The following is a 24,453-nucleotide window of genomic DNA, read 5'->3' as shown; positions in this document are numbered from 1 at the left end:
CAACCACAGGCTGTCAGCGAAGTCATAAACATCCAGTAACCGCTGTCTTCACGGTTATCTGCAGCGTAAATGGTTTACGCAGATGAGTTTATGAAAAATTCTGTTAACTGACGCAGTAAACGTAAAAAAATCGGACAAAACCGATAATTCAGATGGGTTTTTTATTTAATTACTTGAAATTTATAATAATTTTTATTTATCAGCCAGTAAGCCGGGCGACCATGCCTGTATCGTATAGATCTTGAGCGGTGGCCTGACGGAAGGAGGCTCACCAGAAGCATAGCGTCAGATCGCCGCCGGATTCGATAAGCAAAACCAGCCTTCGCGATAATTCAGACGAGCGTGGCAGCCGTAGAGAAGGAAGAGCAGGTATGTCCGGGCAATACTGAAAGCGATGAAAGGGAATGATAATCAGCCGCTAGCATGTTCGGGCGTGAGCGTTCTCTGAATGTTCAGGCTTCGCTTTGCGCATAACCTGCCTGAACGCGCCGGGCGGCATACCGTACTGTCGGCTGAATGCCCGCGTAAACGTCTGCTGCGACTCAAAATCATAGCGCAGGGCGATAGTTATAATTCGCTGGTCGCCGCTGATAAGCTCATCAGCGGCGGCCTTCATCCTTTCCAGACGAATAAAAGCACCCAGGCTGATACCGGCGTAGCGCACAAAGCACCGGTTCAGATACCACTTTGAATAACCGTAGCGGGCCGCCACCTCCTGAACGGTGACTTTTCTGGTTAAGTTTTCTCTTATCCAACATACCAGCCCCGTAAAAAATACGTCGTCCGACAGCATATTGTTATTCCCGCTGGCTGCCCAGGTTTGATAAATATCGATACGAGCCTGCACGGGCAGGTACGCAATGAGGCACGGCCTGGAAACGCTTATGCGCAGAAAGCATCAGAATGTATAGGTAAAGCCGACCGTGCCCGTTGCTTCATTGCGCCGGGAAACAACAGGGCTGTCGGCTACGCGATCGCCAAGCCAGGTATAGCCCGCGCTGATAAGCGTTCCCCAGTGAGGATCAAACTGGTGGCTCCAGATCAGAGAGGTTGCAATACCGTAAAAACCGCCCGGCGCGCGGTAGCGCGTAAACCTGCTGCGCTGGCTCTGCGCCTGACTGACGCCGTACCAGGTATTCATATAGCGGGCATCGCCAAATAATGCCGCGGTTTGCAGCGCGACGGTATCGCTTTCACTCTGCACCGGCAGAAGGGTCAGGGATGCCTGATAATTGACGCCCTGATCGTCACTGAACGGCAGAACCGCTTTGCCCTCGGCGCTGAGCCATGGCGTGACCTGCCAGCCGATGGCCAGCGCTGTATTGACCGTGGGATCGATTTTGCCCATGCCCTTCAGCCTCTTACCGCCGTCACGCCAGTCTGAATTTTTGTCATCTCGTCCGAGGTTGTAGCCCAGCGTATGTTCCAGGTAGAGTCCACTGTTGCTTTGTAAATCGTAGCCAATGCCTTTTTGAGCATCCGCAAAGAAGGCACCGTGTCGGGCCTGGAAAACCGGAACCGGCTGAAGGCGGGTTTGATCCGAGCCGCTGTAGCGGGGCGCAGACTGTGCGCCGACGCCGACGGTCACGCTATTTTGGGCATCACCGCTGTCCGCGCGGGCCGTCGCTGAAGTTGTCAGGGCCAGACCGGCCATATACAGCAGTGCTTTTCTGGTTATCATCACCTTACCTCTTATGGGTTCATTCCACTTTGCCGATACACCCGTATCGACAACCCGGAGTATCCTGTGGGTGTGTCAATAAACGGCCAGGGAATTGTGAAGAAAGTGTCAAGGTGAACCATGCAAAACAAAAAAATTCTTATTATTGAGGACGACGCAGATGCGGTTGAGGTGCTTGAAGCCTATTTACGCCGCGAAAACTACGAAGTTCGCGCGGCCGGGGACGGGGTGTCGGGCCTGGAAATAGCCGGGCGCTGGCACCCTGATCTGATCCTGCTGGACGTGATGCTGCCGGGTCTTAACGGTACGGAGGTATTGGCAAAAATCAGGCGCAGCAGTGACGTTCCTGTGATTATGGTAACGGCCATCGGCGACATGCCCGATCGCATCGGCGCGCTGCGCTACGGTGCCGACGACTACGTGGTCAAGCCCTACCATCCCGGAGAGGTTGTGGCGCGCGTGCAGGCCGTGCTGCGGCGAAGTCAGCCAGCGGTTCAGCAAGAGGAGGTGCTGCGCTGGCAGGCGCTGGAGGTTCATACTTCGGCCATGACCGTAACCGTTACGCGCGGTATTGATGATCTAATCAACGTGGACGTGACCCCAACCGAGTTTTTATTACTGGTGACGATGATGCGCGCCCCGGTTCGTGCGCTCAGCCGTCAGTTTTTACTGGAGCGGTGCCTGCCTGAAAGCGACGCGCTTGAACGCGTGGTCGATACACATATCTACAACTTGCGCAAAAAACTTGAGGCGGCCGGCATGAAAGAGGTTCTTCTTAACGTACGCGGCGTCGGCTACAGGTTCCGGCAGCCATGAAAAATCCACAGCTGCAAACCCTGTGGCGTTGGATCTGCGTTCGCATTCTGACGCTTGCCATCGGTACCGTTGTCCTGATAGCGCTGTGCATGTGGCTGCGCTTTACGCTTCAGTATCTCTGGATCACCTGGCATATGCCCCACGCGATACTGCAGGAATTCCTGGTTCTGCGTGAAAACCCTAATCTTAATCCGGCGCGTTTTCATCAGATCATTGATAGCTGGTGGGGTATCGGCTATTCCGATCCCTCCATCGCCTCTTCGGACTGGATCACCGTCGGCGTCCTGGTGCTGGTGACGATTCCATTCATTGCCTGGTTCGGGCTGCGCCATGCCCGCCCGTTGTCGGCTCAGTTCAGCCAGCTCAGAGGCGCAGCTGAACAGGTAACGGAAGGTGACTTCGGTGCGCAGGCTGCGCTGACGCCGTCGGCACCAGCAGAACTGGTGCAGTTCGCACAAAACTTCAACGCCATGACGCGCCAGCTTGCGCGTTATGAAAAAGAGCTTCGCGCCTCACATGTCGCTATGGCGCATGAGCTGCGCTCCCCGCTGACCGCAGCCATGGTTCGGCTACAGGCGCTGCTTGACGGCGTGTTCAGCGCGGATGGGCGACAGCTTGCCATGATCATGGGCCAGCTGAACTGCCTGCGTAGGCTGATTGATGAACTGCAGCTGCTTTCACTGGCGGACGCCGGGCAGCTTAGCCTGGAAAGGGTTCGCTGCTGTCCGTCCGAGATCCTGCGCTATCGCCTGCAGTGGATAAAATCCCAGCTTGATGAAGCAGGCATTTATCCGGTTGCCGAACTGGCTGAAAAAACGCTGCTTAACGTCGATCCGTTTCGTCTGGGGCAGGTTTTTACCGTCCTGCTGGAAAATGCGCTGCGCTATGCGGGTTCCGGCACCAGCCTGTATCTGAGCAGCCGCAGCACAGACGGGCATTATGAGATTATTTTTCAGGACAAAGGGCCCGGCGTGCCGCCGGCGTTTCTTGAAGTCATGTTTGAGCGCTTTACGCGCGGAGAGGCCTCACGGGCACGGCATTCTGGCGGGAGCGGGCTGGGCCTTTCAATTGCACGCGCTATCTGTCAGGCGCACGGCGGAACGCTGGACGCCACGCTGCCGCCTGAGGGCGGATTAAGAATGCGGATCGTGCTGCCTCACGATGTATAACGGTTGCTGAGGGTCTTGACACTCCCTTGATGGAATGTGGCCGGGTTCTTGATAATGGCGAGGTTTAATGGCGCAAAACTCAATTGAGGAACTGCGCCATGTCAGACAACCTTCCAGGCCTGATAAAACAGGGGGCCTGGCAACTGCTGGATCTGCGACATCATAGTGTCTTACTGCTGCTCGGCCTTGTGCTGATGGCTGTTATGCTGACCGGCTGCGATCGGCAAAAACAACAAAATCCACCCGCACCGCGTCCGGTTGAATGGATGACGATCGGCCCGCGCACGGCTCCTGCTCAGCAGACGCTGACCGGTGAAGTCCGCGCGCATGATGAAACCTCCCTGAGTTTCAGGCTGGAGGGCCGCATACTGACGCGCAGTGCCGACGTCGGGAGCCGGTTCAGCCAGGGCGACACGCTGGCCGTGCTGGACAGTCCGGCGGCGCTGAACCAGGTTATCAGCGCGCAGGCTGATGTCAGCAGCAGCCGGGCCGCAGAAAAAGTGGCGCTGCTTAATCTGCATCGAATGCGTCTTCTGATGCCGTCCGGTGCTATCGCTCGTGCTCAGCTGGATACGGCCACGGCTGACTGGCAGGCGGCGCTTTCGCGCACGCAGAGCAGCGAGGCGGCGCTGAAAAATGCGAAGGAAAACCTGCGCTGGACGGCCCTTACCGCGCCTGCCAGCGGCGTAGTGACGGGCGTCAGCGCATCAGCAGGGCAGGTTGTCAGCGCCGGGGAAACGGTATTTACCGTTGCCGCTGGCAATGGCCGCGACGTCGTGTTTGACGTTGCCAGTCCCGCAATGGTATCCCGCCAGCCCGGTGCCGTTTTTCACCTTGCGCTGCTGCGGGATCCGACCGTAAGCGCGCTGGGGCATCTGCGCGATATCAATCCGCAGGCCGATCCGCAAACGCGAAGCTGGCGAGTGCGGGTCACGCTGGATAATCCACCGCCCGATATGGCGATGGGCGCCAGCGTCACGGTCACGCTGCCGGCCGCAGAAACGGCAGCTGAGGCGGTTATGGTGCTTCCGGCGTCGGCCCTGACGCGCCAGGCAGGCGATCCCGCCGTATTTTTGCTGGATGCGGTTAACAACCGGGTCCGTCGGAGAGCCGTGCATATCGCAGGCTATTCGGCAGATTCCGTATTTATACGCGCCGGGATCGCGCCCGGGGAGCGGGTCGTTACAGCGGGCGTCAGAAGCCTGCGTGACGGCGAGCGCGTGGCCTGGAGCAAGGAGGATCAGGATGAAGCAGAGCTTTAACCTTTCCGCCTGGGCGCTGAAGCAGCAGCAGTTAATTGCCTTCCTGATGCTGCTCATTATGGCTGCGGGCATCATAAGCTATGAGCAGCTTTCGCGGACTGAAGATCCCGCATTTACCATCAAAACAGCGGTGGTTTCTGCCCAATGGCCGGGCGCGAACCTCAGCGATACGGTCAGGCTGGTGACCGACACGCTGGAGAAAAAACTGCAGGAGATCCCCCGGCTTGACTACGTCCAGAGCGAGACGCACGCCGGGCGCAGCGTTATCTTTATAAACCTTCGCGATGATACGCCCCCTGCGCAGGTTGCCGACATCTGGTATCAGGTACGTAAAAAAATGCAGGATGCCGCCCCTTCTTTACCGCAGGGCGTGCAGGGGCCTGCCGTCAACGATGATTTTGAAGACACCTTCGGCACTATTTACGGGTTTACCGCAGAGGGTTTTTCCATGCGGGAATTAAGAGATCGGGTGGACAACATTCGCCGGGATCTGATGAGCCTGCCGGACGTGGGTAAAATTCAGCTGCTGGGCGAGCAGGAAGAGCAGCTGGTGGTGGCCTTTTCACCGCGTAAGCTGTCATCGATGGGGCTGGATTTACAGCAGGTCGCTGAGGCGCTTCGCGCGCAGAACGTGGTAGAGCCAGCGGGTACCGTGCGTACGGCCGATGACACTATAGCGCTGCGAGTCAGCGGGGCTTTCAAAAACGAAGAGAGCCTGCGCACGGTGACGCTGCGGGTAAACGGACGCTATATCCCTCTTACAGCGATTGCCGCCGTCGTGCGCAGACCTACAGAGCCGCCTGCGCCGCTTTATCGCGTCAACGGACAGCCTGCGATCGGGCTCGCCGTCTCGATGGCTCAGACCGGGAATATGCTTGCTTTCGGCCAGGCGCTGCGCGCGCGCATGGCAGGCGAGGCCGAACGGCTGCCGCACGGTATTGAGATGACGCGTATTGCCGATCAGTCCGCCGTGGTGGATGAGGCCGTCAGCGGATTTATGCACGTGCTCGTAGAGGCAGTGATCATCGTGCTGGCCGTGTCTTTTGTTTCACTGGGCCTGCGTGCCGGCCTGGTGGTGGCGGCAGCAATCCCGCTGGTGCTGGCTATGACATTTATCTGTATGCACCTTGCCGGTATTGGGCTACAGCGGATCTCGCTCGGCGCGCTGATTATCGCCCTGGGGCTGCTGGTTGACGATGCAATGATAACGGTGGAAACCATGGTGGCCAGGCTTGAAGCCGGCGATTCACGCGCCAGCGCGGCAACCTATGCGTTCACCTCTACGGCGTTTCCGATGCTGACCGGTACGCTGGTCATGATTGCCGGTTTTATTCCGGTCGGCTTTGCCGCCTCAAGCGCGGGAGAATACTGCTATACCCTGTTTGCCGTGGTGCTGATTGCGCTTATCAGCTCATGGATAGTGGCCGTGCTGTTTTCACCGTTGACCGGCAGCTGGCTGTTGCCGGGCACCCTGCAGAAACACGCCGCCGGTCCTGGTCGCCTCGGCGGGCTTTATCGCCGCCTGCTCGCCCGCGTTCTGCGACACCGGCTTCTGACGCTTGGCCTCGCGCTACTGGCGCTGCTGCTGGCAGGTGCGGGTATGACCCGGATGCAGGGCGAGTTTTTCCCGGCCTCGGATCGGCCCGAGCTTCTGGTCAGCCTGTCTTTGCCAGCGAATGCCTCTCAGGAGGCGACCCTACGTCAGACAGAGCGGCTGGAACAAGCCGTATCAGCCAGCCGCGACGTTGACCACTACTCGTCTTACGTCGGCACCGGAGCAGTGCGCTTTTATCTGCCGATGGACGTTTTACTTGATGATGAAAATACCGCTCAGCTGGTGGTGGTGGCCAAAAGCCTGGCGGCCAGAGAAAGACTGCGGCGCTATCTTGATGGCGTGCTTGCGCGGGATTTTAGCGACATCACCACGCGGGTTGCTCCTCTTGAGCTGGGGCCGCCCGTAGGCTGGCCCGTTCGCTACCGCGTCAGCGGGCCTGACTACCAGCAGGTCAGGGCGCAGGCAGAGCGACTGGCAGCAACGCTTGGCGCCTCTCCGCTGACGCGTGAGGTCAACCAGACGGCGGGCGAGCCTGAACGGGTTGTCACGCTGAAGGTGGATCAGTCGGCCGCGCGGGCAGCGGGCCTCTCTTCCGAGCTGATTGCCCGTTATCTGAACACGCTGTGGTCGGGAATGCTGATTACCACCGTGCGTGACAGGAACAGGCTGGTTGATGTCGTTCTCAAGGGCAACGATGAAGGGCGCCGTCTTGACAGCCTGTCCGGGTTGCTTCTGACAGCGCAAACGGGCGCGAAAATCCCGCTGGCGCAGGTGGCCACGCCGCAGTGGGGGCTTGAGGATCCCGTAATCTGGCGGCGTCAGCGCCTGCCGTTTATCACCGTGCAGACGGATCTTGCACCTGGTCTGCGCGCCGAAAGGGTATCGGCCGGGCTGAAGCCGGTTATTGACCGCTTCAGGGCCGGACTGCCGCTGGGTTACAGCCTCAGCGAAGACGGAGCCGTAGCCGAGTCCGACAAGGGCAACAGCTCTGTATTTGCTATTCTGCCGGTCACGCTGCTCTGTATGCTGGTGCTGCTGATGGTTCAGCTACAGCGCGTTTCCCGTATGCTTCTGGCGCTGCTGATGGCACCTTTTGGCCTGCCCGGAATCGTGCTGGCTATGCTGCCGACAGGCACGCCGATGGGCTTTGTGGCGCTGCTGGGCATCATTGCGCTTGCGGGCATGATTATCCGCAATGCGGTCATACTCATCACTGAGGCGGACAATAACCGACGCTCAGGTATGCACTATAACGCCGCCATTCAGGCCGCTGCCTCTCACCGCGCCCGCCCAATCCTTCTGACGGCCAGCGCAGCCATCCTGGGCATGATCCCCATTTCCCGTCAGATTTTTTGGGGGCCAATGGCGCTGGCGATTATCGGCGGGCTGATCGTGGCGACGCTGGTGACGCTCACCGTTTTGCCGGCGGCCCTGAGTCTGGTGATGCAGACGGAAGCGCGCCGGGCCAGCCGGAAAAAATCTTCTGGCGCTGAAGCAGGATAGATAAAAGCTGGCCCTGTCCGGGCTTCTCTTTACGGACGGAGGCCAGCTTTCAGAACGGCGCTTTCCGGGAAACAGCGCTCTTCAGGGTCTGCAACTGACATCGGGTAATGCCCGAAACCCGATGGCGAATTTGGCTTATCTCAGCCTGTGCATGACGTACGCGCCACCGTTCAGGATCCTGATGCAGCTGAAGCCGGGCTTTTTGCCCGTTCGCTGTTCTTACCACTATGGCCGGGAGAAACGTCGACGACGGCATTCGCAGCGTTAGCGGGAAAGCGCAGCGTAAACCGATTGACGCCGTGCTCGCTGTTTACCTCACAGCTTCCCTGATGTAATCGCATAATGCTGCGCACGATAGACAATCCCAGCCCGCTGCTGCCCTGATGACGTGAGGTGTCAGCGCGCCAGAAACGGTCAAAAATGCGCGACTGGTACTCGGCGCTCAGCACCGGGCCATTGTTTTCCACTACCAGTTCGATGGCGTGCGGCTGCGCCTTGCTATAGACGTGGATTGTGGTGTTACGCTCGCCATAGCTCAGCGCATTCGCTATCAGATTCGCCAGCGCGCGTTGCACCAGCAGCGGGTCGGCAGACAGTTCGCCATCCAGCCTTATCTCAAGCCGCATCGCCTTTTCTTCCGCCATATTGTCAAAATAGCTCTGCAATTTCTCACCAGGCTGCGCCAGATCGATGCGCTGAATAGCTATCGACTGGCTGGCGTCTTCCGCCCTGGCAAGAAACAGCATGTTGTCGATCATCCTGGCGAGACGCTCCAGCTCTTCATAATTGGAGCCTAATAACGCCTGATAATCGCTAAGGCTGCGCGTCTGGCTCAGCGCCACTTCGGTCTGGCCGATCAGCGTACCGATCAGCGTACCGATCGGCGTGCGCAGCTCGTGCGCCATATCCGCAGCAACCTGGCTCAGCTGTTGGTAGCCGCCTTCAAGGCGACCGAGCATTTGGTTAAAAGCAGCGATAAGCGGCTGCAGTTCAGCCTGAGCCTGATCGGGCATACGGCGTGACAAATGACGCACATCGATCGCGTTCGCCTCGGTTGTCAGGCGGCGGAGTGGGGATAAACCGCGCCGCACCAGCCAGACGCTTATGGCTGCCACCAGTAAGGCAGCCAACGATGTCGCCAGGATAATTTGATTACGGTAGCCGTGCAGCGTTTGCGTACGATTGCTCATCAGGCGACCGGTGACGATCTCAATCTGTCCGCTGCCGTCGCGCGTGGGCGTGAGTGCCGCCGCCGCGATAAAAGGCGTGCCGTCGTCGCTGGCAAAGTGATGAACGGACGACAGCGTCAGCGGCTGGTCAGCGGCGACAGGCGTAATAACGGGAAGAGGGCGCCGGCCGGGATTGACCGCAATCAGCGGTGGCTGACCGGGAAAACGCAGCACCAGTAAAGACTCGGTGTTACCCAGCATATTGGCAAACAAACGCGGTTTCTGCTGGATAAGCGTAATGGCATCTTCATCGCGTAACAGCGTGCGGATCTGATCGATACGCGTCAGCAATGCGCCATCGTCGCGTAGCCCAAGTTGTATGGCCAGCGAGTGATAAAGCGCAAGGCCAATGAGTGCAAAAATCGCCATCACCGTGGCGCTTAACATAAGCGACAGACGCGCCGCGAGAGAGTATTTTTTCACGGTTCTGCTTCGCAGCGATAGCCCACGCCGTGCACGGTATGGATCAACGGTTGGGCAAAGGGGCCATCAATTTTCTGCCGGAGGCGTTTTACCGCCACATCCACCACGTTGGTGTCGCTGTCAAAATTCATATCCCACACGCGGGAAGCAATCAGGGTGCGGGTCAGCACTTCGCCAGGATGCAGCAGAAACAGATGCAGCAGGTTGAACTCTTTGTTGGTCAGGTCGATTCGCTGACCGTCGCGCTCGACGCGGCGTTTAACAATATCGAGCTGCAAATCGGCCAGCGTCAGCACATCCGGCAGCTTTTGCAGGCTGCCGCGTCGCAGCTGCGTGCGGACGCGCGCCAGCAGCTCGGCGAACGAAAAGGGCTTGACCAGATAATCATCCGCGCCCAGCTCCAGTCCTTTAATACGGTCTTCCAGCGTGCCTTTGGCCGTCAGGAAGATCACCGGCGTGTGGATCTGTTTATCGAGCGCCGTCATCACCTGCCAGCCATCCATACAGGGCATCATTACGTCGAGTAAAATCAAATCGTAATGATGCTCCTGCGCGTAAAACAGGCCGTCCTGGCCGTTTTCCGCCACGTCGACGATAAACCCCGCTTCCGTCAATCCTTTGCGCATGTATTCGCGTGCCTTGACTTCATCTTCAATCACTAAAATTTTCATGCGCTTCTCCCTGTGAACCCTGTTAAGGCAGTGCGTGCTGCGCGGCTTGCTCGATCAACCGCGCAACCTCATCAGGATGCGACTGATACATCGAGTGGCTGGCACCGGCAATTTCCACCGTATGGCTGTGTGCGCGTTTGGCGTACAGACGTTCCAGATCGGGGCTGATAATTTTGTCAGCTTTCGCCACCATGTACCAGCTGGGTCGCGTTTTCCATGCCGGATGGGGAATGTTGGCGGTGAACACTGCCGCGTTGGTCGGCATCTGCGCATGGGCTTCGAAATCGGCCTGGGCGGCAGGCAGGTCGGCAGCGAAATCGCCATGATAATATTCCGGGGCAATAGAGAGATAGCCATCGCTCGATTTTACAAACGGATGCGCGCTATTGGGGATTTTTTTGCCGTTATCGGCTTCGGTTTCGCCATTTTCCGGCACGTGCGCGGCAATATACACAAGACCAGCCACTTTATTGTCGTTGCCCACTTCACTGATAATCGCGCCGCCGTAGCTGTGGCCCACTAAAATCACCGGGCCGTTTTGCCGATCGAGAACGCGACGCGTCGCGGCCACGTCTTGCGCAAAGCTGGTCAGCGGTTCCTGCACCAGCGTCACGTTATAACCATCATGCGTCAGCCGATCGTACACCGCGCGCCAGCCCGCGCCGCCGACGAAAGCGCCGTGAACCAGCACAATATTCTTGACCGGCTGCGCCTGAGCCTGCGCCGTGCCGCCTGCGATTGCCACCAGCATACTCACTGCAAGAACAACTTTTTTCAGTTTCATGGTCGTGCTCCTGATTAGGAAAGTTCGTCTACAGGATAGGAAACCGGCGCTGACATCAGGGTGAGGGAGTGATGACAAAAAAATGACGCCGGAGGGAAGGGGATGTAGGTGATCTGGTACTGATTAACGGCGGAGGCAGATTCGCGCAAGGCTGAAATAGTGGTGACTTCTGACAGGCGTATGTCGCCGAAAGCCGTTGCGCTTATATAGCCTCGCGGGAAGCCGCATTTGCGGTGCGGCTCCCGTTAGCCTGCGGATAAAGACATAACGAGGTTTCTTTGTCTGCCTCCATGCGACCCTTGGCCAGGTGAGGGCGACTATCACTCAAAGCAGCCCCTTGACTTGCACACCAACGACCATCCTATAGAATTATTAATGATTCCTTTTAAAGTATATCCGTCTGATTAATTTTCATTGAAATATTTTCCGTATAACAATTAATTATTCAATACTTATCAATTACTTACATCTTGTTAGAGGATAGCCAGCCATGACTGAGCCAACCGCATCCGATCAATTGAAAAATCAGGACTTTGATACTTTCAGGGCAACCGTATTACCCCATCTCGATCAACTTCTTGCAGATAATCCGCCTCCCCCAGGGCAGACTTTTGACAGGGATAAAGCGGTGCATGACATGTACGATCTGGTAAATGGCCGCTATGACATTGAATCAGCAGAACCCGCCGCCGCCGCAGAGGTGGAACTTGACTCTGCACCAAATAAGACGGGCGTTAGTGAATGCACTATGTGGGAAATTACCGTCATCTGTGACGTCCTGTCTGTTGGGCTACAGTATTGCGGCATAGCGGGAGCACCGGCTCAACGGGCGGCGGCACAGATTGCCAGTCAGTTGAATGCAGCGCAGCTAAATGGCTTGCAGCTGTTACTTCAGGCGTTCCGTAATGCGCAGGGCGCGCGCGCGACAGGTCAGGCGGTTTTCAACCTGCTCAGCGCTATCTGGAAATTGACGGGTATTCGACAATTTCTCGGCGCGCTTGAAACAAATTTCGCCTGGTATAACTGGGTCATTATGGGCACTGTTATTTCAGCGCAGCTGGCCGCGCTTTTCTTAAGCGATGGGTTAGCATTTGTGGCAGAAATAGTCATCATGGGGGCATTTCTTACGCAGCTGGGACTGGATGTGGATCATATGTGTGAAGCTTGCGCCTGGGATTGATATAAAGCTGACGATGACATGCGCGCTTTAATCAGGTGGTGATGACCACTAAAGAGGCTTATACAGCCAATAAAACGGCCGCCAGAATTAACCGGCGGTTCATCCCATTATAGCCCGCAGGTTCAAGCCTGGGATCCATACCGCTACGCACTCAACAGCACTTTACGGCTCGGCCGCCGCTAAACCTTTACGTACAGCACATATAACAAGCTCCGTGCCGATGGATTTTCCGCCAGCCCTGAGCACGGGGTTCCAATTTTTACCCATAAAGAACAATAGCCTTCGCTATCCTGTTAATTGAACTACACTAAAAAAGCCCGCCAGGCGGGTTTTTTTATGTCAACGGGCGATAAAGAGGCCGTCTGTTGAGTTATTTAGGGGGCATAAAAACTAAAAGTCACGAGCTTTTTTGTATAATTCGTTGTTCTTAAAGGTATTAATGTAATGTTTTTGTTTTTTCGCTAAGCATCATCCAGGCTTAACGGAAATAGCGTTAGCTCTTATGAGCATAACCGTCGTCGCCCCGACGACGAAAAAAGGGCGAGCGGGCCACCATGGTCTATCAATTCACTCGTTATGACGGGAAAACCAGTGACGGCAACTATAACCAACGCGAAAGAACCACTGAGTCAGGAAAGCGAGCTGCGGGCGCTGCGTGACGCGCTGCATCAGCGTCTTGACCAGCTCCTGCCCGCGGGTGGCGAACGCGACCGGGTTGGCGCGGCGATGCGTGAAGGCGCGCTGGCGCCGGGCAAGCGTATCCGTCCTCTGCTGCTGCTGCTGGCGGCATATGACCTGGGCTGCGACAAAAATCATCCGGGGCTGCTCGATCTCGCCTGCGCGGTGGAGATGGTGCATGCCGCTTCGCTGATGCTGGACGATATCCCCTGCATGGATAACGCGGCGTTACGGCGCGGACGGCCCACTATCCATCGCCAGTTCGGCCAGGACGTGGCGATCCTCGCGGCGGTTGCGCTGCTCAGCAACGCTTTTGGCGTGGTGGCCGGTGCCGAAGGGCTGACGGATGCCTGCCGTACCCAGGCCGTAGCGGAGCTTTCCGCCGCCGTGGGCCTGCAAGGGCTGGTGCAGGGACAGTTCCGCGATCTTAACGAAGGTGCGACGGCGCGCAGCGAAGAAGCGATAGCCGATACCAACGATCTGAAGACCAGCATGTTATTCAGCGCCACGCTACAAATCGCGGCGCTGGCGGCAGATGCAACGCCAGCCGTGCGCCAGAAGCTGGGCTGTTTCGCGCGCGATCTGGGTCAGGCGTTTCAGCTGCTAGACGATCTGGCGGACGGCTGTAGCGGCACGGGGAAAGATATTAATAAGGACGCCGGGAAATCGACGCTGGTGGCGCTACTGGGTGCCGAGGCGGTACGCTCACGCCTACACGAGCATTTGCACAGCGCCGATCGGCATCTCTCCGTCTGCCAGCACGGCCTGGCGACGCGGCGTTTTATGCATAGCTGGTTCAGCCAGCAGCTGGCGACCTTTAGCTAAATATTCACAAACGGAGCGTGAATGAAGGACGCGAACCTTATACAGCGTAAGAACGATCATCTTGATATCGTACTCAATCCGGCTGCCGACGCGCGTAAAAGCCGCACCGGATTTGAACACTGGCACTTTGAGCACTGCGCGCTGCCCGAGCTGGATCTGGACAGTATCGATCTCAGCACTACGCTGTTTGGCCGTCAGCTGCGTGCGCCGCTGCTGATCAGCTCAATGACCGGCGGCGCCGCCCGCGCCCGCGACATCAACCTTAATCTGGCTCGTACCGCGCAGACGCTGGGGCTGGCGATGGGCGTCGGCTCGCAGCGCGTGGCGCTGGAAAGCGACGTCAGCTTTGGCCTGACCAGCGAACTACGTGCGATAGCGCCGGATGTTCCGCTATTGGCTAATCTTGGTGCGGCGCAGATCCACGGCCAGCGCGGGCTGGACTATGCCCGTCGCGCGGTGGATATGATCCAGGCGGATGCGCTGATCGTGCATCTTAACCCCTTGCAGGAAGCCCTACAGGAAGGCGGCGACCGCGACTGGCGCGGCGTGCTGGACGCCATCGCGCTGCTGGTAAAGCAGCTTGAGGTGCCGGTCGTGGTGAAAGAGGTCGGTGCAGGTATTTCACCCGCGGTGGCGCGCCGTCTGAGCGAGGCGGGCGTCGCGATGATTGACGTCGCGGGCGCTGGCGGCACCAGCTGGGCAGCGGTAGAGGCGGAAAGAGCGTCGCGCCCTGAAATGCGCGCCATGGCGATGGCGTTTGCCGACTGGGGCATTCCAACGGCCGACGCGCTGTGCAGCGTTCACGCCGCGCTGCCGACCCTGCCGCTGATCGCCTCCGGCGGTATCGCCAACGGTATCGACGTCGCAAAAGCGCTGGCGCTGGGCGCCGATCTGGTGGGGCAGGCGGCAGCGGTACTCGCCAGCGCCAATGCCTCTTATGAGGCGACCGTCACGCACTTCCAGACCGTTATCGCCCAGCTCAGGATCGCCTGCTTCTGTACCGGCAGCGCCAACCTGAGCGAACTGCGCCAGGCAAAGCTTTCCCGCAACAGGAGCGAAGCATGAGTCATTACGCCGTGGTTGCGCCGCCGCTGTACAGCCACTGGCAGGCTTTACAGGCGCTGGCGCAGGCGCTGATTGACCGGGGTCATCAGGTTACGTTTATTCATCAGGCGGAGGCGGGCGCGCTGCTCAGCGATCCGCGCATCGCTTTTCAGCCCGTCGGTGAGGATTCCCATCCGCCCGGCAGCCTGGCCCGCACGCTCAGACTGGCCGCTTCGCCTGCCGGGATGTCGCTGTTCGCGTTGATTAAAGATATGTCCCGCGCCACGGATATGCTGTGCCGCGAGTTACCGCGCGTGTTAAAGCAGCTGCGGGTGGACGGGCTGATCGTCGATCAGATGGAGGCGGCCGGGGGACTGGTGGCGGAAGGCATGGCGCTGCCTTTTGTTTCCGTGGCCTGCGCGCTGCCGGTCAACCGTGAACCGGGCATTCCGCTGCCGGTAATGTCGTTTGGCTACGGCACCGACCAGCGGGCGCAAAAGCTGTTTCGCACCAGCCAGCGCATCTATGACTGGATGATGCGCAGCCACGGCCGTGTGATTGCGCGCCACGCCGAGCGCTTTGGTCTGGCACCGCGTACGGGGCTGCATGAATGTCTGTCGCCGCTGGCGCAAATCAGCCAGACCGTGCCCGCGCTGGATTTTCCGCGCCACGCGCTGCCGGCGCATTTTTACCAGGTTGGGCCGCTGCGTCCGACCGCCACGGAGCGGCGCTTCTGGCCGTTGCTCTCTTCGCGCCCCTTTGTTTTCGCCTCGCTGGGTACGTTACAGGGGCACCGCTTCCGCCTGTTTAAGACCATCGCTCGCGCCTGCCGTCGCCTGCATGTCCAGCTGTTGATCGCCCACTGCGGCGGCCTGACGCCCAACCAGGAGGCGGAGCTGGAAGCCTGCGGCGCCTACTGGGTAACGGATTTTGCCGATCAGCTGAGCGTGTTGCAGCAGGCGCAGGCGGTGATCACTCATGGCGGCCTGAATACCGTGGCGGATGCGATCAGCAGCTCGACGCCGATCCTGGCGGTGCCCATCGCTTTCGATCAGCCCGGCGTCGCGTCGCGCGTGGTCTGGAATGGCCTGGGCCGTCGCGTTTCCCGCTTCGCCAGCAGCAAAACGATGGCGAAACAGCTGACCGCGCTGCTGCAGGACAAAGGCTGTCACCGCAATATGCAGGAGGCGCAGCGTCAGCTACGTCAGGCAGGCGGCGCGCAAAAGGCGGCGGATATCGTAGAACAGGCGCTGGGTTCGCGTTCAGAAAGGATTAAGGCGACAGGATGACAAAATGGGATGTAATTCTGGTGGGCGGCGGGCTGGCCAACGGGCTGATAGCCTGGCGGCTACGCCAGCGGCAGCCAGAGCTGAAGGTGCTGATGCTGGAGGCGGGCGAGCGCGCGGGCGGCAATCACACCTGGTCTTTTCATGAGGATGACTTAACGCCCGCGCAGCACAAATGGCTGCGTCCGCTGGTGGCGCATTGCTGGCAGGGCTACGAGGTGCGTTTTCCTCGCTACACGCGCACGCTGCCGGGCGGCTACCTTAGCGTGACGGCGGAAAGCTTTGCTCAGGCGCTGGAAACGGCGCTGGGCGAAAATCTCTTAACGTCGTGTGAGGTAAGTGACATCACGCCGCACGGCGTCACGCTGGCCGACGGCAGCACGCTGCACGCCGCCGCGGTGATTGACGGGCGCGGCTATCAGCCCAGCCCCTGGCTGACGGTAGGGCTTCAGGCCTTTCTGGGACAGGAGTGGCTGCTGGCGGCGCCGCACGGGCTGACGAGGCCTGTGCTGATGGATGCCACCGTGGATCAGCAGCAGAGCTACCGTTTCGTCTACACGCTGCCGCTGTCGGCAGACACGCTGCTGATCGAGGACACGCACTATCAGGACAGTACGGCGCTGGACGCCAACGAGGCGCGGCAGCGGATCGCCGACTATGCGCAGGCGCAGGGCTGGACGCTGCAGCACTTAAAGCGCGAAGAGCAGGGCGTTCTGCCGATCACGCTCCAGGGACAGCCACGGGCTTTTCGCCAGCAACGGGTACAGCTTTGCAGCGGCCTGCGCGCGGGTCTCTTTCATGCCACTACCGGCTACTCGCTACCGCTGGCGGCGACGCTGGCCGATCTGATTGCCGACAACGGCAGGCCAACGCACGAGCGGCTGCACCCGCTAATAGGGCAGTTTATGGCCCGGCAGTGGCGGCGTCAGCGGTTCTTTCGCATCCTCAACCGGATGCTGTTCCTGGCCGGACGGCCGGAGCAGCGCTGGCAGGTTATGCAGCGCTTCTATCAGTTAAACGATGGGCTGATCGCCAGGTTTTATGCCGGTCGGCTTACCCCCTCAGATATGGCACGGATCCTTACAGGCAAGCCCCCGGTACCGGTCGGCGAGGCGTTGCTGGCCGTGTTAAAAAAATCTCCCCGGCTGCGAGCTTTCTGATGAAAAAAACACTAGTAATTGGCGCCGGTATTGGCGGCCTGGCTTTGGCTATCCGTTTACAGGCGGCGGGGGTGCCCGTGCTGCTGCTGGAGGCGCGTGATAAGCCCGGCGGCCGCGCTTATGTTTACGAGGATCAAGGTTTTACCTTTGACGCAGGGCCAACGGTGATCACCGATCCTTCGGCGATTGAAGAGCTGTTTACGCTGGCCGGACGGCGCACCGCGGACTTTATCGATATGCTGCCGGTTAAGCCTTTTTACCGCCTCTGCTGGGAGTCGGGCGAGGTGATGGATTACGACAACGATCAGCAGCAGCTGGAAGAGGCGATCGCGCGCTTCAATCCGGACGACGTGGAGGGCTATCGCCGCTTTCATGCCTACTCGCGCGAGGTCTTTAAAGAAGGCTATCTTAAGCTCGGCAGCGTGCCTTTTCTCTCGGTCGGCGACATGGTTAAAGTCTCGCCGCAGCTAATCCGCCTACAGGCGTGGCGCAGCGTTTACAGCATGGTATCGAAGTTTATCAAAAACGAACATCTGCGCCAGGCGTTCTCTTTTCACTCGCTGCTGGTGGGCGGCAATCCTTTTGCGGCCTCGTCCATTTATACGCTGATCCACGCGCTGGAGCGCGAGTGGGGCGTCTGGTTTGCACGCGGCGGCACCGGCGCGATGATCCAGGGCCTGACCCGGCTTTTTTGCGAGCTGGGGGGGCAACTCGAACTGAACACGCCGGTTAAAAAGCTGGAAACGGAAGGCGACCATATTACGGCGGCGATCACGGCCGACGGTCGAAGGATTGAAGTGGCGGCCGTGGCTTCCAATGCCGATGTGGTGCAAACCTACGCCAAACTGCTTGGTCATCATCCTCACGGCGCTGCGCAGGCCGCCGCGCTGAAGAAAAAAAGCATGAGCAACTCGCTATTCGTGATCTATTTTGGCCTGAACAATCCGCACAGCCAGCTGGCGCACCATACGGTCTGCTTCGGGCCGCGCTACAAAGAGCTGATTGAGGAGATTTTCCATCACGACAGGCTGGCGGATGATTTCTCTCTTTACCTGCACTCGCCGTGCGTCACCGATCCTTCGCTGGCGCCGCCGGGCTGCGGCAGCTTCTATGTGCTGGCGCCGGTGCCTAATTTAGGAACGGCGAACCTGGACTGGGACGTGGAAGGGCCGCGCCTGCGCGATCGTATCTTCGCCTATCTGGAGGAGCACTATATGCCGGGCCTGCGCGAGCAGCTGGTGACGCAGCGCATCTTCACGCCGTTTGATTTCCGTGACCAGCTGGACGCGCATCTGGGCTCCGCCTTCTCCGTAGAGCCGCTGCTGACGCAGAGCGCCTGGTTCCGGCCGCACAATCGCGACAGCAAAATTGATAATCTCTATGTGGTCGGCGCGGGCACCCATCCCGGCGCGGGCATTCCCGGCGTGATCGCTTCTGCGAAAGTGACCGCCAGCCTGATGCTGGAGGACAGGGCACGATGAATGAGGCGCTGCTCAGCCATGCCACGGAAACTATGGCGGCGGGATCGAAAAGCTTCGACACCGCCGCCAAATTGTTCGATCCGGCCACCCGGCGCAGCGCGCTGATGCTTTACGCGTGGTGCCGGCACTGCGACGACGTGATCGACGATCAGCAGCTGGGCTTTCAGGCCACCGCCGCGCAAAGCACGCCGCTGCAAAGGCTGGAAACGCTGAAGGCGTTAACGCTGCGCGCCTGCGCGGGCGAGCCGATGAGCGATCCCGCTTTCGCCGCGTTTCAGGAGGTGGCGCTGGCCCATGCCATTCCGCAGCAGCAGGCGTTCGATCATCTGGAAGGCTACGCCATGGACGTGCGGGGCGATCTTTACCACACGCTGAACGATACGCTGCGCTACTGCTATCACGTAGCGGGCGTAGTCGGCCTGATGATGGCGCGAGTGATGGGCGTGCGCGATGAAGCGGTGCTGGATCGGGCCTGCGATCTGGGGCTGGCTTTTCAGCTGACCAATATCGCCCGCGATATCGTTGAGGACGCCGGAAACGGCCGCTGCTATCTGCCAGTTAACTGGCTGGCTGAAGAAGGACTGACGCTGGAGAACTATGCGCAGCCGGCCAGTCGGGACCGGCTGGCGAAAGTCGCGCAGCGGCTGGTGGCGGCGGCTGAACCTTATTATACGTCAGCAGAGGCGGGCCTGGCAGGTTTGCCGCTGCGCTCCGCCTGGGCTATTGCTACCGCGCGCGGCGTCTATCGGGAAATCGGCGTGAAGGTCGATCGCGCCGGCAGCAAAGCCTGGGATCGCCGCCAGGGCACCAGCAAGGCGGAAAAGCTGGGCCTGCTGGCGGGCGGGGCCATCAGGGCGCTGGCTTCTCGCGGGAAGCAGGCTGCGCCGCCTCGTTCTGCGGCCCTGTGGCAGCGTCCCGGCGGCGGCGGCGACCGTGCCGCTGGCGCAGCGTAGCCTGAAGTTTATCTACCGGCGGCGCATAGAGAAAACCGAAAGAGACGCAGCCTTCCCGGCCGCGCACCGCGTGATGCAGACGATGCGCCATATACAGGCGTTTCAGATAGCCACGGCGGGGCACGTAGCGGAAAGGCCAGCGCTGGTGCACCAGACCGTCGTGCACCATAAAATAGAGCAGGCCATAGGCGGTCATGCCTGCACCGATCCATTGCAGCGGCCAGTAGCCGATGCTGCCCAGATAGATCAGCACGATAGAGAGCACGGCGAACACCACGGCGTACAGATCGTTTACTTCAAACCAGCCCTTGCGCGGCTCGTGGTGGGAAAGGTGCCAGCCCCAGCCCCAGCCATGCATAATATATTTGTGCGCCAGCGCCGCGATAATCTCCATCGCGACGATAGTCGCCAGCACAATCAATGTGTTGTACAGCCACAACATAGTTTTTTCCATCCGGTATCAGGTGGGTTAAGCGTAGTTCAGCGCCATTACTCCTGCACGGCTTCTAACATCTTCACCATTGCCCGCAGATTGGCGGAGCCGCTGCCTTTGCGCCATACCAGCCAGATCGCCAGCTCGCCCATGCCGTCGCTCAGCGGCCAGGCGCTAACGCTGTCTCTGCCGGGCATACTCTCCAGCATACTTTTCGGGATCAGCGCCAGCCCGGCGCCCGCGCTGACGCAGGCCAGAATGCCGTGATAGGACTCCATCTCGAAAATCTTGCCGGGCGACGCGTTTTCACGGGCGAACCAGTTCTCGAACAGACGGCGATAGGAGCAGTTGGCGCGGAAAGCGTAAATAGTGGCGCCTGAAATTTCCCTGGCGCAGGTGACCGGCGGATGGTTCAGCGAAGAGATCAGCACCATCTCCTCGTTAAAAACCGGGATGCCTTCCAGCTGCGGATGCTTCGGCGGCCCGTCGATAAACACCGCGCTGAACTCGCCCGCCAGCAGCCCGTCGGTCATCGCGCCGGACGGCCCGGTAGAGAGATCCAGCTCTACCTCCGGCCAGGCCTGATGATAGCGGGCAATCAGCGGCGGCAGCCGCACCGCGGCGGTGCTCTCAATCGCGCCAAGGGTAAAGACGCCGGCAGGATGCTGGCTGGAAACCTGAAGGCGCGCCTCCTCAGTCAGTGCCAGGATGCGGTTGGCGTAATCCAGCAGCGTGCGGCCCGCGTCGGTAATATGCAGGCGCAGCTTTTCGCGGCTGAACAGCGTCGTGCCCAGCTCGTCCTCCAGCTGGCGCAGGCGGGTAGAAATATTAGAAGGAACGCGGTGCAGTTTACCCGCTGCCGCCGTCACGCTGCCTTCTTCCGCGATGGCGCGGAACACTTCCAGCTGGGTCAGATCCATAAACATTCTCATTTTGAGCAGGATATTTTCATTATTATTCATTTTTCAGGAAGGATGCGCAAGGCTAAGATAGCGTCACTATCACCAACCGGCCTGAGAGGCCGACGGAGGATCTTATGACGACTTCATCAGCAGTTCAGGCGGGCGCCGTATCCCGTAACCCTTTTACCGGCGACATCATTCGCCAGACGCCTTTCGCTACCGCCGCCGAGGTGGAAACCGCGCTGGCGCAGGCCCACGGCGCGTTTCAGCACTGGCGTCACAGCGAGGTGGCGGAACGCAGCCAGCTGTTGCTGAACATGGCGGCCAGCCTGCGTAAACATGCCCGCGCGCTGGCGGAAATGATGACCGACGAAATGGGCAAGCCGATTACCCAGAGCCTGGCCGAAGTGGAAAAGTGCGCGCGCCTGTGCGAATGGTATGCGGAGCAGGGGCCAACAATCCTGGCACCGGAAGCCACCCTGGTCGAAAATGAAAAAGCGCACGTTAACTATCTGCCGATTGGCCCGATCCTGGCCGTAATGCCGTGGAACTTCCCGGTATGGCAGGTGCTGCGCGGCGCGGTGCCCATTATTATGGCGGGCAATAGCTATCTGCTGAAACCGGCCCCGAGCATTATGGGCAGCGCGCTGCTGCTGCAATCCGTGCTGGCGGAAGCGGGCGTGCAGCAGGGCCTGTTTAGCGTCCTGAACGCCGATAACGATGCCGTCGCTACTATTATCAAAGACTCACGCATCGCGGCCGTCACCCTGACCGGCAGCGTGCGCGCAGGGGCGGCTATTGCAGCGCTGGCGGGCGCGGCGGTGAAAAAAAGCGTGCTGGAGCTGGGCGGTTCCGATGCCTTTATCGTGCTGGCCGACGCCGATATCGATGCGGCGGTGAAAGGCGCGGTGGCGGGTCGCTTTATGAACGGCGGCCAGGTCTGCATGGCGGCGAAGCGCATTATCGTGGAAGAGGCCGTTTTTGCCGAGTTCCGCGACAAATTTGTGGCGGCGGTAAAAGAGCTGGTGGTAGGCGATCCACGCGACGAAGCGACCTATATCGGCCCAATGGCCCGTTTCGATCTGCGTGACGAGCTGGATTCTCAGGTGCAGGCTACCATCGCCGAAGGCGCGGAGTGCCTGCTGGGCGGCCACGTTATGCAGGGCCAGGCGAACTTCTATGCGCCTACCGTGCTGAGCAACGTCAAACCCGGCATGACCAGCTTTAAGCAGGAGCTGTTTGGCCCGGTTGCTTCGCTGATTGTGGCGAAGGACGCGGACGACGCAATTGCGCTGGCTAACGACTCCGAGTTCGGCCTGGGCGGCAGCCTGTGGAGCCGCGACGTCGCAAAAGCCCGCAAGCTTGCCGCGAAGGTGGAAACCGGCGGCATGTTTATCAATACGCCGAGCTTCTCCGACCCGCGCGTACCGATTGGCGGCGTTAAGCACAGCGGCTACGGTCGCGAGCTGTCCCACTTTGGTATTCGGGAGTTCACCAACGCGCAGACCGTCTGGGCAGAATCCTGATTGGATCGTTTGGGCAGGATACTGTGCTGACCGTCTGCGCGGGCTGCTTATCTAAGGCGTTTTCCCGCTCTTAAGCCATTGCTCAACCCCTTCCGCCGGAAGGGGTTTGCTGCAAAAGTAGCCCTGAATTTCATCACAGCCGAATCCGCGCAGCAGCAGCAGCGTTTCCTCATCCTCCACGCCTTCCGCCAGCACGATATAGTTCAGCTCTTTAAGCATGGTTATCACGTGGCGCGCCACGATCTGGCTGCCGCCGTCGGCAGCAAGCGGCGCGATCAGCGAGCGATCCAGCTTGATTACGTCCATCGGAATACGCTTCAGATAGTTAATATTGCTGTAGCCGCTGCCGAAATCGTCCAGCGCCAGCGTAAAGCCGCGTAGCTTGAGCTGATTCAGGCCGCGCATCGCATCCGGACTTTCCAGCAGCTTTTCCGTTTCCAGGCACTCAATACTCAGCAAATCGCTGGAGAGGCCCGCCCGCAGCAGCATCCTTTCCAGCCAGTCGGCAAAGCCTTCACGGGCCAGATCGCTGACGCTGACGTTGACCGATACGGGCAGGTTAATGCCTTTTGCCCGCCAGAGTTTGAGCTGCGCCAGCACGCTAACGATTACCCAGTCGGTGACGCCAGCCATCAGGTTGGTTTGCTCCACCAGCGGCAGAAACTGTAACGGCGGCAGGTTGCCGAGGCGGGGATGTTGCCAGCGCAGCAGCGCCTCCATGCCTACCGGCAGGCCGCTGTGCAACGAGATCTGCGGCTGATAAACCAGATAAAGCCCGCCTTCGCTGCGCAGCGCTTCCGCCAGATCGTGCAGCAGCAGAAAATCCAGCTTGCGGCGGTTATCGCTCTCCAGATCGAAAGCGGCGTAGGACAGCCCCTGGCCGATAGCCTCATGCAGCGCGCTGACGCCGCGCCGCAGCACTTCAACCGGCGGGCAGAGCATAGGCGAAAAAGAGACTTCACCCAGGTGAATAGTCAGATCGATAGCAATCTCTTCGCCTATGCGCGCGCGCACCTGACCCAGCTTTTCGCTTAGCTGTTTCGGCCAGCCGGACGTTTTACTGGCGGAAAGCAGCGCAAACCGGCCTTTCGACACGGTATAAAGCCGGTCATCGTCTCTCAGCTGCAGGCGCGTGCGCAGCAGGGTAGCGATGTTCTGCAACAAAGCTTCCAGCGCATACATCCCCAGCGCGCGGGCGATGTCGTAGGCGCGTGCCATATCGATGCAGTCAATCAGCACCAGGCTATAAGGCTGGATGACGCCGTTATCCTCCAGCTGCTCCAAATCACGCAGCAGGCTCTGACGATTAGGCAAAAGAGTGACAACGTCACGCAGGCTGGTATGATACCAGGCATCCAGCCAGGCAGTCATGATCTCGGCCAGCAGCTCCAGCAGCTTTACCTGTTCCTCAGTAAAACTATGCGGCAGCACATCCGTAACGCACAGTGTGCCAACAATAGCACCGTCGCGCATTTTCAGCGGCGCGCCCGCATAAAAACGGATATAGGGCGAATCCTTGATCAGCGGGTGCGCCTTAAACCGTTCGTCCAGATGGGTGTCGGGGCAGACCATGACCTCACCGCTGGCGAGCGTGTGCCGACAGAGCGCGTCTTCAAGCGAGCTTCGCTTCAGCGAGAAATTCCGCGCCGCCTTAATGTATTGCTGGTGCTCGTTCATAATCGACACGAAGCTGCCGGGAATATTCAGCAGCTCGCTGGTGAGCCGGGTAAATTTGCTGAGAATTTCATCCCGTCCCGCGTCATCTGCTGTCAGCATCTCTAACGCCAGCTGGTAGCGGGTTTCGCCTTGAGGAGTCGGCATTCTGGTGTTCCTGAAACGATTCAAAATGGATGTATGCCGCTTTTCAAGCCAGGCTTAAGGTCTGGTCGTGT

General features: G+C 59.4%; 20 protein-coding genes. 12 read left to right on the top strand and 8 right to left on the bottom strand.

Going from position 1 to position 24,453, the window contains the following annotated elements:
• Positions 1-418: 418 nt before the first annotated feature.
• Positions 419-793: a helix-turn-helix domain-containing protein gene (locus EGK14_RS15645; protein ID WP_125290027.1), complete on the bottom strand. Its 375-nt coding sequence runs from the start codon at positions 791-793 to the stop codon at positions 419-421.
• Between the two features lie 105 nt (positions 794-898).
• Complete coding sequence (locus EGK14_RS15640; RefSeq protein WP_125290026.1) at positions 899-1,681, bottom strand: MipA/OmpV family protein; 783 nt, start codon at positions 1,679-1,681, stop codon at positions 899-901.
• A gap of 120 nt (positions 1,682-1,801) precedes the next feature.
• Between EGK14_RS15640 and EGK14_RS15635 the strand changes: the two genes are divergently transcribed.
• The 4 genes from EGK14_RS15635 (at position 1,802) to EGK14_RS15620 (ending at position 7,986) form a co-directional block, all read left to right on the top strand.
• Positions 1,802-2,497 (top strand): response regulator, encoded by a 696-nt coding sequence (locus EGK14_RS15635; RefSeq protein ID WP_125290025.1) that lies wholly within the window; start codon positions 1,802-1,804, stop codon positions 2,495-2,497.
• A complete protein-coding gene (locus EGK14_RS15630; protein WP_125290024.1) occupies positions 2,494-3,666 on the top strand; it encodes a cell wall metabolism sensor histidine kinase WalK in 1,173 nt (390 codons plus the stop codon). Before EGK14_RS15635 ends, EGK14_RS15630 begins: the two co-directional genes overlap by 4 nt.
• A 98-nt stretch (positions 3,667-3,764) precedes the next feature.
• Positions 3,765-4,928: an efflux RND transporter periplasmic adaptor subunit gene (locus EGK14_RS15625; RefSeq protein ID WP_125290023.1), complete on the top strand. Its 1,164-nt coding sequence runs from the start codon at positions 3,765-3,767 to the stop codon at positions 4,926-4,928.
• On the top strand, positions 4,912-7,986 hold the full coding sequence (locus tag EGK14_RS15620) for an efflux RND transporter permease subunit (RefSeq protein ID WP_125290022.1): 3,075 nt from the start codon (positions 4,912-4,914) through the stop codon (positions 7,984-7,986). Before EGK14_RS15625 ends, EGK14_RS15620 begins: the two co-directional genes overlap by 17 nt.
• Before the next feature lie 170 nt (positions 7,987-8,156).
• On the opposite strand, the gene EGK14_RS15615 is transcribed toward EGK14_RS15620, so the two are convergent.
• The 3 genes from EGK14_RS15615 to EGK14_RS15605 are packed head-to-tail and all read right to left on the bottom strand — an operon-like array spanning position 8,157 to position 11,093.
• Positions 8,157-9,638 carry a heavy metal sensor histidine kinase gene (locus EGK14_RS15615; protein WP_125290021.1) on the bottom strand — a complete coding sequence of 494 codons (1,482 nt, stop codon included), beginning with the start codon at positions 9,636-9,638 and terminating at the stop codon, positions 8,157-8,159.
• Entirely contained in the window at positions 9,635-10,309 is a 675-nt protein-coding gene (locus EGK14_RS15610; protein ID WP_125290020.1) for a heavy metal response regulator transcription factor, read from the bottom strand. The genes EGK14_RS15615 and EGK14_RS15610 overlap by 4 nt, the downstream gene beginning before the upstream one ends.
• Before the next feature lie 22 nt (positions 10,310-10,331).
• On the bottom strand, positions 10,332-11,093 hold the full coding sequence (locus tag EGK14_RS15605; RefSeq protein WP_125290019.1) for an alpha/beta fold hydrolase: 762 nt from the start codon (positions 11,091-11,093) through the stop codon (positions 10,332-10,334).
• A gap of 490 nt (positions 11,094-11,583) precedes the next feature.
• Here EGK14_RS15605 and EGK14_RS15600 point away from each other — a divergent pair, with 490 nt between their 5' ends.
• From EGK14_RS15600 to crtB, 7 genes are all read left to right on the top strand, one after another.
• The gene (locus EGK14_RS15600; protein WP_125290018.1) at positions 11,584-12,273 is read left to right on the top strand and encodes a hypothetical protein; all 690 of its coding nucleotides are present in this window, start codon (positions 11,584-11,586) and stop codon (positions 12,271-12,273) included.
• A gap of 591 nt (positions 12,274-12,864) precedes the next feature.
• Positions 12,865-13,776, top strand: a complete 912-nt coding sequence (locus tag EGK14_RS15595; protein ID WP_233598514.1) for a polyprenyl synthetase family protein — start codon at positions 12,865-12,867, stop codon at positions 13,774-13,776.
• Between the two features lie 21 nt (positions 13,777-13,797).
• Positions 13,798-14,841, top strand: a complete 1,044-nt coding sequence (gene fni / locus EGK14_RS15590; RefSeq protein ID WP_125290016.1) for a type 2 isopentenyl-diphosphate Delta-isomerase — start codon at positions 13,798-13,800, stop codon at positions 14,839-14,841.
• The gene (locus EGK14_RS15585) at positions 14,838-16,109 is read left to right on the top strand and encodes a glycosyltransferase (RefSeq protein WP_125290015.1); all 1,272 of its coding nucleotides are present in this window, start codon (positions 14,838-14,840) and stop codon (positions 16,107-16,109) included. The genes fni and EGK14_RS15585 overlap by 4 nt, the downstream gene beginning before the upstream one ends.
• Positions 16,106-17,266: a lycopene beta-cyclase CrtY gene (gene crtY / locus EGK14_RS15580; protein WP_125290014.1), complete on the top strand. Its 1,161-nt coding sequence runs from the start codon at positions 16,106-16,108 to the stop codon at positions 17,264-17,266. Before EGK14_RS15585 ends, crtY begins: the two co-directional genes overlap by 4 nt.
• A complete protein-coding gene (locus EGK14_RS15575) occupies positions 17,266-18,747 on the top strand; it encodes a phytoene desaturase (RefSeq protein ID WP_125290013.1) in 1,482 nt (493 codons plus the stop codon). Before crtY ends, EGK14_RS15575 begins: the two co-directional genes overlap by 1 nt.
• Positions 18,744-19,700, top strand: a complete 957-nt coding sequence (gene crtB, locus EGK14_RS15570; protein ID WP_125290012.1) for a 15-cis-phytoene synthase CrtB — start codon at positions 18,744-18,746, stop codon at positions 19,698-19,700. Before EGK14_RS15575 ends, crtB begins: the two co-directional genes overlap by 4 nt.
• On the opposite strand, the gene EGK14_RS15565 is transcribed toward crtB, so the two are convergent.
• Entirely contained in the window at positions 19,597-20,142 is a 546-nt protein-coding gene (locus tag EGK14_RS15565) for a sterol desaturase family protein (protein ID WP_125290011.1), read from the bottom strand. The genes crtB and EGK14_RS15565 overlap by 104 nt on opposite strands.
• 47 nt (positions 20,143-20,189) lie before the next feature.
• Positions 20,190-21,053, bottom strand: coding sequence for a LysR family transcriptional regulator (locus EGK14_RS15560; protein WP_125290010.1), 864 nt, complete (start codon positions 21,051-21,053; stop codon positions 20,190-20,192).
• A gap of 116 nt (positions 21,054-21,169) precedes the next feature.
• Here EGK14_RS15560 and EGK14_RS15555 point away from each other — a divergent pair, with 116 nt between their 5' ends.
• Complete coding sequence (locus EGK14_RS15555; RefSeq protein WP_125290009.1) at positions 21,170-22,561, top strand: NAD-dependent succinate-semialdehyde dehydrogenase; 1,392 nt, start codon at positions 21,170-21,172, stop codon at positions 22,559-22,561.
• A 51-nt stretch (positions 22,562-22,612) separates the two neighbouring features.
• On the opposite strand, the gene EGK14_RS15550 is transcribed toward EGK14_RS15555, so the two are convergent.
• The gene (locus EGK14_RS15550; protein ID WP_125290008.1) at positions 22,613-24,382 is read right to left on the bottom strand and encodes a sensor domain-containing phosphodiesterase; all 1,770 of its coding nucleotides are present in this window, start codon (positions 24,380-24,382) and stop codon (positions 22,613-22,615) included.
• Positions 24,383-24,453: the final 71 nt, after the last annotated feature.

This window comes from Erwinia sp. 198 (genome assembly GCF_003937915.1).
Lineage (GTDB): Bacteria > Pseudomonadota > Gammaproteobacteria > Enterobacterales > Enterobacteriaceae > Erwinia > Erwinia aeris.
Note: the sequence above shows the minus strand (reverse complement) of the source record. Positions and strands in the feature narration are given on the sequence as shown.